Source organism: Planktothrix rubescens CCAP 1459/22 (assembly GCA_904830895.1).
In the GTDB taxonomy this organism is placed as follows: Bacteria; Cyanobacteriota; Cyanobacteriia; order Cyanobacteriales; family Microcoleaceae; genus Planktothrix; species Planktothrix agardhii.
In genome coordinates, this window is sequence record LR882958.1 from 4,026,037 (window position 1) to 4,040,380 (window position 14,344).

The following is a 14,344-nucleotide window of genomic DNA, read 5'->3' on the forward strand; positions in this document are numbered from 1 at the left end:
AAAGGGCTAAAGAAAATAGGGCTAAAAGTCCTGCACAGCAACCTACGACGCACCTACAACCCAACAAACCCGAAAGCCGCCGTAGTTGTCGAAGTAGTCGGGGGTGACCCAGGTACGATTAGCAGAACGGCAGTAATCAGGAACGTCGACCCACGAACCGCCCCGCAGCACCCGGTATTGAGTATTTCCGCCCGACTCCCAAACACTGCCATCTGTCGGCGCACCATTATAATTATCATGCCAAGGGTCGGCGCACCATTCCCAAACGTTACCGTGCATATCGTATAATCCAAAGGCGTTGGGGGGAAAACTGCCGACAACGGTTGTCTTTCTTCGATAAATCCCTTTTGGCCCGGAGCCGTAGGTAGAGTTGCCGTTATAATTGACTAAATCGGTGGTGATGGTTTCACCGAAATAAAAGGGTGTGGTAGTTCCAGCACGACAGGCATATTCCCATTCTGCCTCACTGGGTAAACGATGGCTACGTCCGGTGAATTGAGAGAGGCGATCGCAAAATTCTACCGCTTCAAACCAAGTTACACTCTCAACAGGCAAGTTATCCCCTTTAAAACTGGAGGGGTCGGAATTCAGATCAATCTGACGTTTGGGTAAACCTGCTACCGCCCGCCATTGGGCTTGAGTCACGGCATATTGACCCATCAAAAAAGAGGCTATATTAACAGTACGTTGTGGCCCTTCATCGTTATCTCGTTCTAATTCACTGCTAGGGGAACCCATGAGGAATGTTCCGGCTGGAATTACGACTAAATCTAATATTATCCCATTGATATTTTCACTCAAAATTTGGGCTTGGGCTTGCCAACGCTTGTTGATTTGTCCCGTTGAGTTGACGGTTACGGTTTCAAAGCTAACGGTTTTGAAGGGACTGGGTGAGGGGGTTGGTGTCGGGGTTGGGGTTGGTGTCGGTGTCGGGGTTGGTGTCGGGGTTGGTTGGGGAGATATGGGGGTAGAAGTAGAGTTATTTTCAGGAGAAGAAATAATCAGTTTTTCCCCAGCTAATGCGACCAAAAATCCGATACCACTAAAAGCCGCAAATTGTAATATTGTTCGTCGGGTTGTGGTAGGGTCTGGAGTCAGTATTGTGCTAGGAGCGGGTGTTGGGGTGGGAGCGGGTGTTGGGTTGGGAGCGGGTGTTGGGATGGGAGTCGGTATTGGGGTGGGAGCAGGTGTTGGGGTGGGAAATAAGGTGGAAAGAGCTTCTAATGTTTCATCGGCATCTTGATAGCGCCCAGAAAAGTGATCCCGCACCATTTTATCTAAGAAATTCCCTAACTCATTACTAACTTGGGCTTGATTTCGCCAAAGGACTTCTCCGGTATTATAATCATGGGGCAAAGTCTCAGGTATTCTTCCCGTTAGGGCTTGTATTCCGACCATTCCAACGGCATAAATATCACTGGCGAGTTTGGGGTGTCCCTTCGCTTGTTCACCGGGCATATAACCCAGAGTTCCTATCGCAATGGTAAGGCTGGTTTGTCCTTGAGCATTGACAATTAAGGTTCCAAGTTCTTTAACTGCTCCAAAGTCAATTAGGATAATTTTACCATCACTACGCCGCATTAAATTAGCGGGTTTAATATCTCTATGGATGATATTTTGTCGATGAACAATAGCTAAAACTTCTAGGATATTTTTTAATAATTTAATAACAGCAGATTCAGTTAATGTTTTCCCTGGTGTGATTTCTTTGGTAAGATCATAGCCGTCAATAAATTGTTGAACAAAATAAAATTCTCCCTGTTCTTCAAAGTGGGCAAATAGTTTGGGAATGCGTTCATCTAAAAGACTCAGTTTATAGAGGGCATTGGCTTCTTTTTCAAATAGCCTTCGAGCAATTACTAATAGGGCGGGGGTGGGATTTTTGGGTTTAAGATGTTTGACGACGCAGTGGGGATGTCCGGGTAGGTCTAGGTCTTTAGCGAGGTAGGTTTCACCAAAACCTCCTCCTCCCAGGAATTGTATAATTTGATAACGGTTACGGAGGGTTCGACCTACTAGCATAATTGTGACTATCGTAGATTGTCCTGAGTTTGATTTTATAGCAATTTGTAGTCAGGCGTGAACGCCTGTTAGCCCTAAAGGGCTTACTACGTTATTTTATCTTGATCTTGAGGATCGGAAAGATTATTAAACCAACCGCGTTTCCAGAAGAAGAAAAATAACCCCAAAGCGATGAAAAACATCATTCCCAAACAGACAGGATAACCCCAATACCAATTAAGTTCGGGCATATTCCAAGGAGAATTTTCGGGGTTAAAATTCATTCCGTAGACCCCGGCCACAAAGGTTAGGGGAATAAAAATAGTTGAAATCACGGTGAGCAATTTCATAATTTCATTCATTTTGTTGCTCATCGTAGACATATAAATTCCCATCAAATCCGAGGATAATTCTCGATAGGTTTCTACCATATCCCGAACTAAAATAGTATGATCATAACAGTCTCGTAAATATATCCGAACTTCTGGACTAATTAAATCACTTCCATCTCTAATTAATACATTAATCGCTTCCCGTTGCGCCCAAATTGCCCGTCTTAGGGTAAATAAATCTCGGCGAATACTATAAATTTTAGCTAGATCTTTAGGTACAGGATTAAATACCACCTTGTCTTCTAAGTCTTCTAAAAGATCTCCATATTCTTCTAATACCGGGAAAAACCCATCAATAATTGCATCTAAAATCGCATAGGCTAAATAATCAGCCCCTTGTTTACGAATAATTCCTTGATTATAACGAATGCGATCGCGCACAGGTTGTAAACAATCATATTCCGCTTCTTCCTGCACCGTGAGTAAATAATTTTTCCCTAAAATAATACTAACCTGTTCTTTATGTAGGGGATCTTCTCCAGGTTTGATCATGATCATCCAGGCGACAATTACCAATTGCCCCTCATATTCTACTACTTTAGGCCGTTGGGGAACATTCACCACATCTTCTAAGGCAATCGGATGTAAATTAAATACCTGCGCCATCCGATCCCAAGTGTCCTGATTTCCTAATCCTAAAATATCTAACCAAGAAACAGAATGGGTATCTAAATAGGGTGCACATTCCTCCGGTGTTTTTAAGATTAAACGAGTTGCCATTTCGTCGCTATAATCAATTAACACCATTTCTGGAGGGGGATCATCCGCTTCCACATCTAATGTTCCCGGTGGTGTTCCCGGATCATCATAGAAATAATCTAAATTAGATTCATCTTCATCTTCATCAATGACAGAATCGAGGGGGGGCATTGTGGATTTTATACTATGTGCCATAAAAAAACGGCCCTGAAGTTTAATGAAATGGGTTTAGAAATCGCAAAACTAATCCTAGTTTAACCGATATGGTTCAAAAGGTAACTTAGTATTTAAAAAAAAACTCTATAGGTTTTTTTCTAAAAGTTTAAATTCTCTTAAAGCAGGTAAAAAGTTTTTGTTTTCATGGCTAGGACGGCTTAATTTTATTAAGGAAAATCGTTGTAAATGGCTTAAGTCTTGCCATTGTTTTAAGGTAATATTAACACCAATTTCTTCTAACTTTTGCTGTACTGCATCCGGTAATTTTGTTATTTCTAACCAAAGGGGGTGATCCTCAATCGGTAAATCCTTGAGGGGAATATTAGTATATTGTTCAGCTAATTCATACAGTAAACTCCGATAACCTGTAATTTCTTCCGGTGTATTAATTGAATTTTGGACTAACTGTTGACGATCCTCCTGACTAAATTTATTCCAATGTTCTAGTTTTAACTTCACCCCACAACTATCAAGTTTATACCGCACAACCATCGGAATACAATGCAAAGATTCAACAAAATCCTGTTCAAATTCAAACAAATTATTCATAAAGTAGTCCTATTTCCGATTTTAGCTCGTTTATTAAAGATTCTATATCTTCCCCAAAACCCATCACGGATTTAAGATGATTACGCAGATTAACACAGATTAAAATCCGTGAAATCCTCTTAAATCCGTGATCCCTATTACCCATTCCCTGCTATTTCTGCTCTGGATGAGCCGCTTCTGGGGAAGTAGCACCCATTTGATTAATTGTATAAATCATTTGATACAATCGCCCAACTCGACGTTGATTAAAATGGAAGGTTAAACGGGGTAATTCCTCTGTGTCGTCGCCAACTTCTTCCGGTAAGGCTTGAGTTTTTTCAATCTTACCTTTAGATAACATATCGTGAAACTCCGTATTTAGTTGTTCCACTTGTTGCTCAGATAATTCCGATTTTAACCGCATGACAAACTTATCTTTAACATGACGACTAGAATGATAGACTTGATAGAAACTGGCGATCGCTTCACAAGCAACAGACAAATCATCCGTAATTGTATAAAAACTGGGATCATCTGGTGAAATCAACCCCCGATTTAGCATTTGTTTATGAATAAATTGGTTGAGATCATACCAATAATCTCCCCCTGGACGATCCACCAAAATCAATGGGGCCGGGCCGAATTTTCCCGTCTGAATTAATGTTAAACATTCAAAGGTTTCATCTAAAGTTCCAAAACCCCCTGGAAACAGAGCCAAAGCATCACTTTCACGCAGAAAAAATAACTTGCGCGTGAAAAAATACTTGAACATAATCGCTTTTTTGTTTCCTTGAATATAAGGATTTGAAGCTTGTTCAAAAGGAAGCTGAATATTTAAACCAAAAGATAAATCCAGACCCGCACCCTCATTTCCCGCCTGCATAATACCACCTCCACCCCCGGTTAATACCATAAAACCTTGTTGGGTGACATATTTAGCAAAATCTGCCGCCATCCGATATTCTTGTGTGTCAGCAGAAATTCGAGCCGAACCAAAAATACAAATTTTGCGAACATGGCGATAGGGATAAAAAATTTGAAAACCCCGCTCTAAGTCCAATAAAGAAGCCGAAATAATTTTCCAGTCCAGGGTTTCAAATTCCTCTCCAGCCATCCGAACTAGACTAGAAAGCGATCGCGAAATCCATTTTTTATGCTTTAAATTCGGCAATTTATCCACCAACTGGATAATATCTGCTTGTAGAGAATCTACCGCTAAACTAATATCTGAGGAGTTCATAAAATTTATCACCTAAAACAAAGCGCCTTAGAGCCAAGGTTCCAAGACGCAATACCCGTGAATAATCAGCTTGAGGTTCAAGTATCACTTTCCTGGGAATCGAAAACCACTTTGATCAACTAACTCAAACTCACTCTTTTTTTAAGTCTGTTTTTAAGTTAAGTCATCAACCCCTGCAACAATGATTCAAGTGTTCTATTGGTTACTTTTAGGAGAATTAAATATACTTCTCCAAAGTAGTTGCTAAAGTCGTTTTAGGAATAGCACCTACAACCATATCCACCTTTTGACCATCTTTGAAAATCATCAGCGTTGGAATACTGCGAATTCCATACTGACTAGCAGTATTAGGATTTTCATCTGTATTCAGCTTGACTACTTTAAGTTTTCCAATATACTGGTCTGCAATTTCACTTACAACAGGTGCAACCATACGACAAGGCCCACACCAAGGAGCCCAAAAATCCACTAATACTGGGATCGGACTATCAAGCACATCGTCTTTAAAACTAGCATCAGTAACTGGTAAGGCGTTGGACATCCCTAGAAATCCTTATATATAAAAGACCCTATCAAATTCGACAGTCCCATTGGAAATACTTTAGTATTTCGTGATGGATTCTTGTATGACAGACGAGATTGGCATTGAGTTAAGGTTAAATTTAACTGGCTCCCGGCAATCACGTCCACAAGCATTTTAATCCTTCCGTCTACTGACCGTCTAAAAGTAGACAAAGGCACAGAGCAGCTAATTTCTCTCTGATTTTTGCTGGCTTTTTGTCTCCCTCACCCTGAAAAATTGGAGGTCTATACCCCGTCTTTTTAGGCCAGGTTGCTAACTCGGGCGTTATTTAGCATAACCCTATCCAATCTTACCGTAAAAGGATCTTCTCTTTTACGATTGTTGAGAGTGGAGATTGACAGCCGGTGCAATCGACTTTAATTGCTAGGATCAAGAAACCGCCCGAACAAAAGTCCAGGCGGAGTGTGGTGTGAGGAGTGAACGGAAACATACGTCTCCGCTTCTTCTATTGTGCCATTTTATTTCATATAATTCTAGGTTGGGTTGTAAGTTTTACAACGATTTAACAAGTTTTGTCAATAATTCTGAAACCCAACCCCGATTAATTTATTTGCCCATTCCCAACTGTTGGGCTTTTTGATAGACTTTTCCTTCGGTCAACAGTGAAGGCGCAATCACCACTTCCACCTGCTGCATCTCTTGAATGGTCTGAGCTCCCAGGGTTCCCATACTGGTTTTTAACGCCCCCAATAAATTATGAGTCCCGTCATCAAGTTGAGCCGGGCCACGCAAAATTTGTTCTAAAGTTCCCGTTGTCCCCACCCGAATCCGAGTTCCACGAGGTAACACCGGGCTAGGGGTCGCCATACCCCAATGATAGCCGCGTCCGGGTGCTTCTTTAGCCCGGGCAAAGGGGGAACCAATCATCACCCCATCAGCACCACAGGCGATACATTTACAGATATCTCCTCCGGTAATTAGGCCACCATCAGCAATAATTTCCACATAACGTCCGGTTTCTCGGTAATAATCATTCCGGGCGGCGGCACAGTCAGCCACGGCCGTTGCTTGGGGAACTCCCACCCCTAAAACCCCTCTGGAAGTACAGGCTGCACCTGGGCCAATCCCTACTAAAATTCCCGCCGCTCCCGCTTTAAGTAAATCTAGGGTGACATCATAGGTAACGCAGTTGCCCAAAATCACCGGAATCGGCATTTCTTGACAAAACTTAACTAAATCCAGAGGAATAACTGACTCTGGAGATAGGAATGTGGTTGATACCACCGTGGCTTGGACGAAAAATAAATCAGCCCCGGCCTCAGCCACCACCAAACCATATTTACTCGCTCCCACAGGGGTCGCACTCACCGCCGCAATTCCGCCTCCTGCCTTGATTTCCTGAATCCTTTGGATAATCAATTCCGGTTTAATCGGTTCTGCATATAATTCTTGCATTAGGGTGACAAACCCTTCTTTCCCAACTGAAGTGATGCGGTCTAAAATCGGTTCTGGGTCTTGATAGCGGGTGTGAATCCCTTCTAGGTTTAATACCCCCAATGCTCCCAATTTCGATAATTCCACAGCCATCCGCACATCAACTACCCCATCCATGGCACTGGCAATAATCGGAATTTCTCGTTGAATGCCACCAATTGTCCATGTTGTATCTGCTAAACCCGGGTCAAGGGTACGTTGTCCAGGGACTAACGCAATTTCATCAATGCCATAAGCTCTGCGGGCAACCTTGCCCCGACCAATTACAATATCCACTCTTGTATGTGTTCCCAAGACTCTATTTTTAATTAGACTATCATAATGGAGCCAAAGGACTGTCCCTAAGCATGGAATGGTTAGTGGGTAGTGGGTAGTGGGTAGTGGATTGATTACATTCTACTAATAATTGATTATATTTTTGATCTGACTGGATGGATTCTATCTGATATTTCTTGAATTTTTCTGATTACTCCTTAAATCCGATGGGGAAACTGGGGTATAATAAGAACACAGATTTTCATTGAACTTAGAGGATATTAACTATGACACTTCGACTTGGGGATACTGTCCCTAACTTTACTCAAGCCTCCTCTGAAGGGGACATCAGTTTTTATGATTGGGCTGGGGATAGCTGGGTGGTATTATTTTCTCACCCGGCCGACTATACTCCCGTTTGTACAACAGAATTGGGCACTGTTGCTAAGTTAAAACCCGAATTTGACAAACGCAATGTAAAAGTTATTGCTCTGAGTGTGGATGATGCCGAATCCCATAAAGGCTGGATTCAAGATATTAACGAAACCCAAAATACTGTGGTTAATTACCCTATTTTAGCGGATGGCGATCGCAAAGTATCCGAATTGTACGATATGATTCATCCCAATGCTAATGCGACCCTGACCGTGCGTAGTGTCTTCATCATTGACCCTAACAAAAAACTGCGTTTGAGCTTCACCTATCCCCCGAGCACCGGACGCAACTTTGATGAAATTCTGCGGGTAATTGATTCTCTGCAACTGACTGACCACTATAGCGTTGCTACTCCCGCCGACTGGAAAGATGGGGAAGATTGTGTAATTGTGCCCTCCCTGAAAGACCCTGAAGTCTTAAAAGAGAAGTTCCCCAAAGGTTATCAAGAAGTTAAACCCTATTTACGTCTGACTCCTCAACCCAATAAATAAACCCATCTTGAACAAAAAACTCGGTTTCACCAAGCCGGGTTTTTTGCATTAGTCCTGTTAATCCCTAAAATAAAAGAAACCCACTACTAAATTTTAACTAGGACGTTGCTCATGGACATCAAAAACGGTTTTATCGGCACAATTGGGAATACACCTTTAATTCGATTAAATAGTTTTAGTGATGAAACTGGCTGTGAAATTTTAGGGAAAGGAGAATTTTTAAATCCGGGGGGGTCTGTAAAAGATCGGGCGGCTTTATATATTATTAAAGATGCAGAAGAAAAAGGATTACTTAAACCCGGTGGAACCGTTGTAGAAGGAACCGCAGGCAATACTGGGATTGGATTAGCTCATATTTGTAATGCGAAAGGCTACAAATGTTTAATTATTATTCCCGATACTCAATCCTCGGAGAAAATGGAAGCATTAAGAACTTTAGGGGCAGAAGTTCGTCCGGTTCCTGCTGTTCCTTATAAAGACCCCAATAATTATGTAAAATTATCGGGACGTTTGGCTTCAGAAATGGAAAATGCAGTTTGGGCGAATCAATTTGATAATTTAGCTAATCGGATTGCCCATTATGAAACCACCGGGCCAGAAATTTGGCAACAAACCGATGGTAAAGTTGATGCTTGGGTGGCAGCAACGGGAACCGGAGGAACTTTTGCGGGAGTTTCGCTGTTTTTAAAAGAGAAGAATAATCGGATTAAAACCGTTGTTGCTGACCCGATGGGAAGTGGTTTATATAGTTATGTGAAAACCGGAGAAATTACCCCTCAAGGTAATTCGATCACAGAAGGTATTGGGAATAGTCGAATCACGGCAAATATGCAGGATGTTCTAATTGATGATGCGATTTTAGTCGATGATCAAGAAGCTGTACGGGTGGTTTATCAACTATTAAGAAAAGACGGATTATTTATGGGGGGTTCCGTTGGCATTAATGTGGCGGCGGCCGTAGCTTTAGCGAAAGAAATGGGCCCAGGTCATACCATTGTGACGGTTTTATGTGATGGAGGCGCTCGTTATCAATCTAAATTGTTTAATAAAGAATGGTTACAGGAACGGAATCTCTGGCCGAATAATTTAGATTAGAAAACCACCAGACTCCTAGAAATCGGGTTTCTGGAACAATCTTCACTTATAGCAGGGAACAGCCCCCCCAAACCCCCCGTGCACGGGGGGGAGGGAACACCGGGGGAAACACTTTACCGTCTGGGTTCCAATATCCGTCTGGTGTCTTAACTGCCTTGGCGGTTGCTATAACAGGACTTTTAAACACAACTCAAATAGGATTGCTATAGTGTTATTCATCATCCTTGAATTCTTCACATAAATCCTGTAAGGTTTGATGTTGAAAACGACGGGAAGAACGACGATATTTCTTACTTGCTAACTTAGGTTCTAATTGTTGTTTACCTCCTAATTTTGTTTTAGATTTCGTATTGGTTTCTATATCCGGTTGTTGTTTAATAGCTTCTTGATAGGCGATCGCAGCTTCTAAAAACTCCAAATAAATCGGATAACGTTCCCAGTCGCCCCGGACAATACAATTCGGTTCATCTCGATGGGAACAATCACTAAATTGACATTTTCCAGCACTAAAACGGTGTTTTGCTTCTGGGAAATAATCAACTAATTCTTCTGGATGACATTCTAATTCGGGTTGATTAAATCCCGGTGTATCGGCTAATAATCCCCCAGTTGGTAATTGAAATAATTCAACATGGCGAGTGGTATGTCTTCCCCGTCCTAACTTTCCTGAAACCGTAGCAACTCTGATATTAAGACTCGGAATTAATTGATTAATTAAACTGGATTTTCCTACACCAGAAGGGCCAGAAATTACTGTAGTTTTATCTTTAAGTTGATGAAGTAAAGTATTCTCGTTAAAGGTATTTTCAGCTTGAAAAAGAGATTTTTGAATCACTCTACGTTCAGAACTAACCGTATATTCCAAACCATTATTAACACTAATAAATAAAGGATGATATCCACAGTTTAACAAGCGATCGCGCCAAAATAATAACGCATCGGTCGAAACTAAATCGCACTTATTCAAACATAAACAGACCTCTAAACTCGTTGATTCCGCCTTGACTAAAAACCGACTCAAAGCCGTGATTTCTAACTCCGGTTCTGCGATCGCAAAAACCAATAAAATTTGATTCGCATTGGCAATCGGAGGACGACTCAGTTCCGTAATTCGGGGAAACACCCGAGCAATCGCCCCTCGTTTTCCCGACCAGTCAGGTTCCTCCACAACCACCCGATCCCCCACCATCACCTGCTGACCCATCTTTTTTAAAAGAGAACGACGGGTACATAATAACAGTCGTTGCGGGTCTAAAACCCCGTCGGATTCGAGTTGAACCTGATAGAAATTCGCTTGAACCGCGACAACAGTTCCCACCAGTTCCTTTATCAAGGGGTCATCGGTTGTCATTGAACAGATTTAGGAGTGAGTGGACAACGAACCTGAACCTCAAAAAACTCCCCACAATCTTTGATTTGTTCAATATCATATCCAGCCATCCTTAAACTATCAGGAACCTGTTCAATGGGTTCTCCCCCGTCCAACCAAACTTCCAAGAGCGAACCTGGTGTCATCTGTTCTAAGCGGAGTTTCGTCCGAACAAAATTCAAAGGACAAGGCGTTCCCCGCAAATCCAATTGAGCATTCGGCGTTAAAGTATCAATTTCTACCATAAAAATAATATCTCAAAACGATAAAAATGAGAAATTTCAAAACAATCCGAGAGCAGGGGATAAAATTTAGGCCAAAAGTTGGCGCATAGAGTATCAATTACCTCTCCTGCTCTCCCCACCCCTACTCCCCTACTTTTGGTGGAATAAGTTACCCAGAAACCCCTCAATTCCGCCCTTTCCCGTGCGATCACCTCGAATTTTGACCAATTGTTCCAGCAGTTCCCGTTCTTCCTGTGCCACCTTGGTAGGAATTTCCACCAGAATCGTGATTAAGTGATCCCCCCGACTCACGGGATTTCCCAGACGGGGAACCCCCTTATTTTCCAGGGTTAATACCGTTCCGGGTTGAGTTCCCGCCGGAATCGTTAACTTAGTAGGGCCATCAACGGTTTCCACCTCAAAATCAAACCCAAGGATTGCCTGAAGATAGCTAATTTTGACTTCCGATAGAATATTAATCCCATCCCGTTTAAATTTCGCATCAGGTGCAACTGACAGGAACACATATAAATCCCCCGGAGGCCCACTGCGTTTTCCCGCATCCCCCTCGTTCGCGACCCGTAGACGAGTACCATTATCCACCCCGGCCGGAACATTGATTTTTAGTTTCTTCGTGACTTCATTTAAACCCCGACCGCCACAGGTGGAACATTTATCCTCAATCATCTGTCCTGTGCCATTACAGTTCGGACAAACGGAAACCTGAGTAAAACTGCCAAAGGGAGTCCGAGTCGCCCGACGGACTTGACCACTTCCGCCACAGGTGGAACAGGTTTGGGGGCGAGTCCCCGGTTTTGCCCCGGTTCCGGTGCAGGTTTCACAGGTTTCTAAATGCTTAATTCGGATTTCCTTTTCTCCGCCAAAAATCGCTTCTTTGAACTCTAAACGCAGGTCTAAGCGTAGATCATCCCCCCGCGCCGGGCCAGTACGTTTACGCGCTTGGGTATTACCGCCTACCCCGCCGCCGAACCCACTGAAGAAGCTCTCAAAAATATCAGTAAACGGATCTGTAAAGTTGGGGTCAAAGCCAGCCGCACCACTAGATACCCCGGCTTCTCCAAACCGGTCATATCGCGCCCGTAACTCCGGTTCTTTTAGCACTTCGTAGGCACGACTAATTTCTTTAAACCGTTCTTCGCTGCCTGCTTCTTTATTCACATCGGGGTGATACTTGCGAGCTAGGCGACGATAGGCACGCTTAAGTTCTTCTGTATCTGCCTCACGGGAGACACCCAATATTTCATAATAATCGCCTGCCATAGAGTATTTTGCCTAAAATTATTCAGTGAATTGAGACGTAAAAGGATTGCCCGGATCGGTTGTTGGCTCTGGAACAGAAACAGGATCTATTCCAAAGGGGGTGTCGATGATACTGTTGTTCACGAGGGATAACCCGCTACTGGTATCATCTGTATCTTCCATGCCTTCTATATCTTCTGCATTTTCAGTTTCTTCTGCATCTTCTTGAGTGGCATCCAATTTTGAATCCTCAGAAGCGAAAGACGAAGACGGGGACGGGGACGGGGAAGAATTCTGGCCAGCTTGTTCATAAATGGCCGAACCCAAAGCATACAACATTTCTTGGAACGATTCCACCTGTTGTTTCATCTCCTCGTAGGAGATCTCGGCATTTGCCACCGCTTTTTTTAAGGCCGCAGCTTCTTGACGGACTCGTTCTTTGAGTTCATCGCTAATCTGGTTAGCATTTCCTTTCAGGGTTTCTTTACAATTATAGAATAGGGTTTCGGATTGATTTTTCAGATCGGCAACTAAACGCCGTTTTTCATCTTCATCGGCATAAACCTCTGCTTCTTGACGCATCCGTTCAATTTCCGCTTCGGTCAGTCCTCCCGTATTGCTAATTTCAATACTTTGTTCCTGTCCGGTTCCTTTATCCTGAGCCGAAACTTTGAGAATACCATTGGCATCGAGATCAAAGGCGACTTCAATTTGAGGAATACCCCGTTTAGCCGCCGGAATACCACTGAGGAGAAACTTGCCTAAACTTTTATTATCCTTTGCCATGGCCCGTTCTCCTTGGAGGACGTGAATTTCTACGGAGGACTGACCATCAACGGCTGTAGAAAACATTTGAGAACGGCTGGTCGGAATAGTAGTATTGCGTTCAATAATTTTAGTTGAGACTCCCCCTAGGGTTTCTAAACCCAAAGATAAAGGGGTAATATCTAATAACAATAAATCTTTCACTTCCCCGGCTAAGACCCCGGCTTGGATGGCGGCACCTAAAGCAACGGCTTCATCGGGGTTGACTGAACGATCTGGGGTGCGACCGCCAAAATAATCACTAATGGCTTGTTGCACCGCCGGAATTCGGGTAGACCCCCCGACTAAAATAATCCGATTAATTTGATTCGGTTGTAAACTCGCATCTTTGAGGGCTTGGGCCACGGGTTCAATGGTGCTGTCTACGAGATGTTTCACCAACCCTTCAAATTCCCCCCGACCGAGTTCTAGTTCCAAATGTTTAGGCCCGGAATCATCGGAGACAATAAACGGTAAATTAATTGAAGTGGTGTTCCTATTTGATAACTCAATTTTGGCTTTTTCGGCGGCTTCTCGTAACCTTTGCACCGCCATTTTTTCCGATGATAGGCTAATTCCTTCCTGGGTTTTGAATTTTTGGATCATCCATTGCACAAGACAGTTATCAAAATCATCCCCACCCAAGTGATTATTTCCGGCCGTTGATTTGACTTCAAAAATCCCGTCTCCGAGTTGCAAAATGGAGACATCAAAGGTACCACCTCCGAGGTCAAAAACCAAAATTTTCTGCTCTTGGTCTTGTTTATCTAACCCATAGGAGAGGGCGGCGGCCGTGGGTTCATTAATAATCCGCAGCACGTCTAACCCGGCAATGGTTCCGCCGTCCTTGGTGGCTTGTCTTTGAGCATCGGTAAAATAGGCGGGAACCGTAATTACTGCTTGGGTGACAGTTTCCCCTAAATAGGCTTCGGCATCTTCCTTCAGCTTTTGTAAGATCATCGCCGAGATTTCTTGCGGGGTATAAACTTGGTCGCGAATTTTCACATTCACGGTATCATCCTTGCCCTTAACACAGTTATAGGGAACCCGGGAACGCTCTTCTTCGGTATCTTCCCAACGACGCCCAATAAACCGCTTAATGCTGTAAACGGTATTTTCCGCATTGGTAACGACTTGTCGCTTGCCTAATTGACCGATGAGGCGATCGCCATACTTCCCAAATCCCACAATACTAGGAGTCGTTCGTCCTCCCTCAGAGTTGGAAATTACAATGGGTTGTCCCCCTTCTAAGACCGCCACACAACTATTTGTTGTCCCTAAGTCTATGCCAATGACTTTTCCCATAACTCCTCTTATT

At 43.2% G+C, this 14,344-nt stretch carries 12 protein-coding genes; 2 read left to right on the forward strand and 10 right to left on the reverse strand.

Annotated features, from left to right (window positions below):
* Positions 1-42 precede the first annotated feature (42 nt).
* The 6 genes from NMG86_RS18550 to NMG86_RS18575 all read right to left on the reverse strand — a co-directional run bounded on the left by NMG86_RS18550 (position 43) and on the right by NMG86_RS18575 (position 7,369).
* Positions 43-2,022 (reverse strand): bifunctional serine/threonine-protein kinase/formylglycine-generating enzyme family protein, encoded by a 1,980-nt coding sequence (locus NMG86_RS18550; protein WP_026796226.1) that lies wholly within the window; start codon positions 2,020-2,022, stop codon positions 43-45.
* Positions 2,023-2,108: 86 nt separating this feature from the next.
* Positions 2,109-3,287, reverse strand: coding sequence for a magnesium/cobalt transporter CorA (gene corA, locus NMG86_RS18555; protein ID WP_026785706.1), 1,179 nt, complete (start codon positions 3,285-3,287; stop codon positions 2,109-2,111).
* Between the two features lie 105 nt (positions 3,288-3,392).
* On the reverse strand, positions 3,393-3,857 hold the full coding sequence (locus tag NMG86_RS18560) for a nitrate reductase associated protein (RefSeq protein ID WP_026785705.1): 465 nt from the start codon (positions 3,855-3,857) through the stop codon (positions 3,393-3,395).
* Positions 3,858-4,008: 151 nt separating this feature from the next.
* Entirely contained in the window at positions 4,009-5,076 is a 1,068-nt protein-coding gene (locus NMG86_RS18565; protein WP_026796146.1) for an LOG family protein, read from the reverse strand.
* Between the two features lie 217 nt (positions 5,077-5,293).
* Positions 5,294-5,617, reverse strand: a complete 324-nt coding sequence (gene trxA / locus NMG86_RS18570) for a thioredoxin (protein ID WP_026796145.1) — start codon at positions 5,615-5,617, stop codon at positions 5,294-5,296.
* A 588-nt stretch (positions 5,618-6,205) separates the two neighbouring features.
* Entirely contained in the window at positions 6,206-7,369 is a 1,164-nt protein-coding gene (locus NMG86_RS18575; protein WP_026785702.1) for a GuaB3 family IMP dehydrogenase-related protein, read from the reverse strand.
* A 266-nt stretch (positions 7,370-7,635) separates the two neighbouring features.
* On the opposite strand from NMG86_RS18575, the gene NMG86_RS18580 reads away from it, so the two are divergent.
* Both NMG86_RS18580 and NMG86_RS18585 read left to right on the forward strand, forming a co-directional pair.
* Complete coding sequence (locus NMG86_RS18580; RefSeq protein ID WP_026785701.1) at positions 7,636-8,274, forward strand: peroxiredoxin; 639 nt, start codon at positions 7,636-7,638, stop codon at positions 8,272-8,274.
* A gap of 111 nt (positions 8,275-8,385) precedes the next feature.
* Entirely contained in the window at positions 8,386-9,369 is a 984-nt protein-coding gene (locus NMG86_RS18585) for a cysteine synthase A (protein ID WP_026796227.1), read from the forward strand.
* Positions 9,370-9,580: 211 nt separating this feature from the next.
* Here the strand turns inward: NMG86_RS18585 and rsgA are convergent, their stop codons facing one another.
* The 4 genes from rsgA to dnaK all read right to left on the reverse strand — a co-directional run bounded on the left by rsgA (position 9,581) and on the right by dnaK (position 14,331).
* Positions 9,581-10,720, reverse strand: coding sequence for a small ribosomal subunit biogenesis GTPase RsgA (gene rsgA / locus NMG86_RS18590; RefSeq protein WP_026785699.1), 1,140 nt, complete (start codon positions 10,718-10,720; stop codon positions 9,581-9,583).
* Positions 10,717-10,983, reverse strand: a complete 267-nt coding sequence (locus NMG86_RS18595) for a sulfurtransferase TusA family protein (RefSeq protein ID WP_026785698.1) — start codon at positions 10,981-10,983, stop codon at positions 10,717-10,719. The genes rsgA and NMG86_RS18595 overlap by 4 nt, the downstream gene beginning before the upstream one ends.
* A 129-nt stretch (positions 10,984-11,112) precedes the next feature.
* On the reverse strand, positions 11,113-12,243 hold the full coding sequence (dnaJ, locus tag NMG86_RS18600) for a molecular chaperone DnaJ (RefSeq protein ID WP_026796142.1): 1,131 nt from the start codon (positions 12,241-12,243) through the stop codon (positions 11,113-11,115).
* An 18-nt stretch (positions 12,244-12,261) separates the two neighbouring features.
* A complete protein-coding gene (gene dnaK, locus NMG86_RS18605; RefSeq protein ID WP_026796228.1) occupies positions 12,262-14,331 on the reverse strand; it encodes a molecular chaperone DnaK in 2,070 nt (689 codons plus the stop codon).
* Between the last annotated feature and the right edge of the window lie 13 nt (positions 14,332-14,344).

What these genes read in the sequence shown, in the direction of transcription:
- rsgA (WP_026785699.1), bottom strand. Translation starts at nt 10,720, where the DNA reads ATGACAACCGATGACCCCTTGATAAAGGAACTGGTGGGAACTGTTGTC.
- trxA (WP_026796145.1), bottom strand. Translation starts at nt 5,617, where the DNA reads ATGTCCAACGCCTTACCAGTTACTGATGCTAGTTTTAAAGACGATGTG.
- dnaJ (WP_026796142.1), bottom strand. Translation starts at nt 12,243, where the DNA reads ATGGCAGGCGATTATTATGAAATATTGGGTGTCTCCCGTGAGGCAGAT.
- corA (WP_026785706.1), bottom strand. Translation starts at nt 3,287, where the DNA reads ATGGCACATAGTATAAAATCCACAATGCCCCCCCTCGATTCTGTCATT.
- dnaK (WP_026796228.1), bottom strand. Translation starts at nt 14,331, where the DNA reads ATGGGAAAAGTCATTGGCATAGACTTAGGGACAACAAATAGTTGTGTG.
- NMG86_RS18580 (WP_026785701.1), top strand. Translation starts at nt 7,636, where the DNA reads ATGACACTTCGACTTGGGGATACTGTCCCTAACTTTACTCAAGCCTCC.
- NMG86_RS18595 (WP_026785698.1), bottom strand. Translation starts at nt 10,983, where the DNA reads ATGGTAGAAATTGATACTTTAACGCCGAATGCTCAATTGGATTTGCGG.
- NMG86_RS18550 (WP_026796226.1), bottom strand. Translation starts at nt 2,022, where the DNA reads ATGCTAGTAGGTCGAACCCTCCGTAACCGTTATCAAATTATACAATTC.
- NMG86_RS18565 (WP_026796146.1), bottom strand. Translation starts at nt 5,076, where the DNA reads ATGAACTCCTCAGATATTAGTTTAGCGGTAGATTCTCTACAAGCAGAT.
- NMG86_RS18560 (WP_026785705.1), bottom strand. Translation starts at nt 3,857, where the DNA reads ATGAATAATTTGTTTGAATTTGAACAGGATTTTGTTGAATCTTTGCAT.
- NMG86_RS18585 (WP_026796227.1), top strand. Translation starts at nt 8,386, where the DNA reads ATGGACATCAAAAACGGTTTTATCGGCACAATTGGGAATACACCTTTA.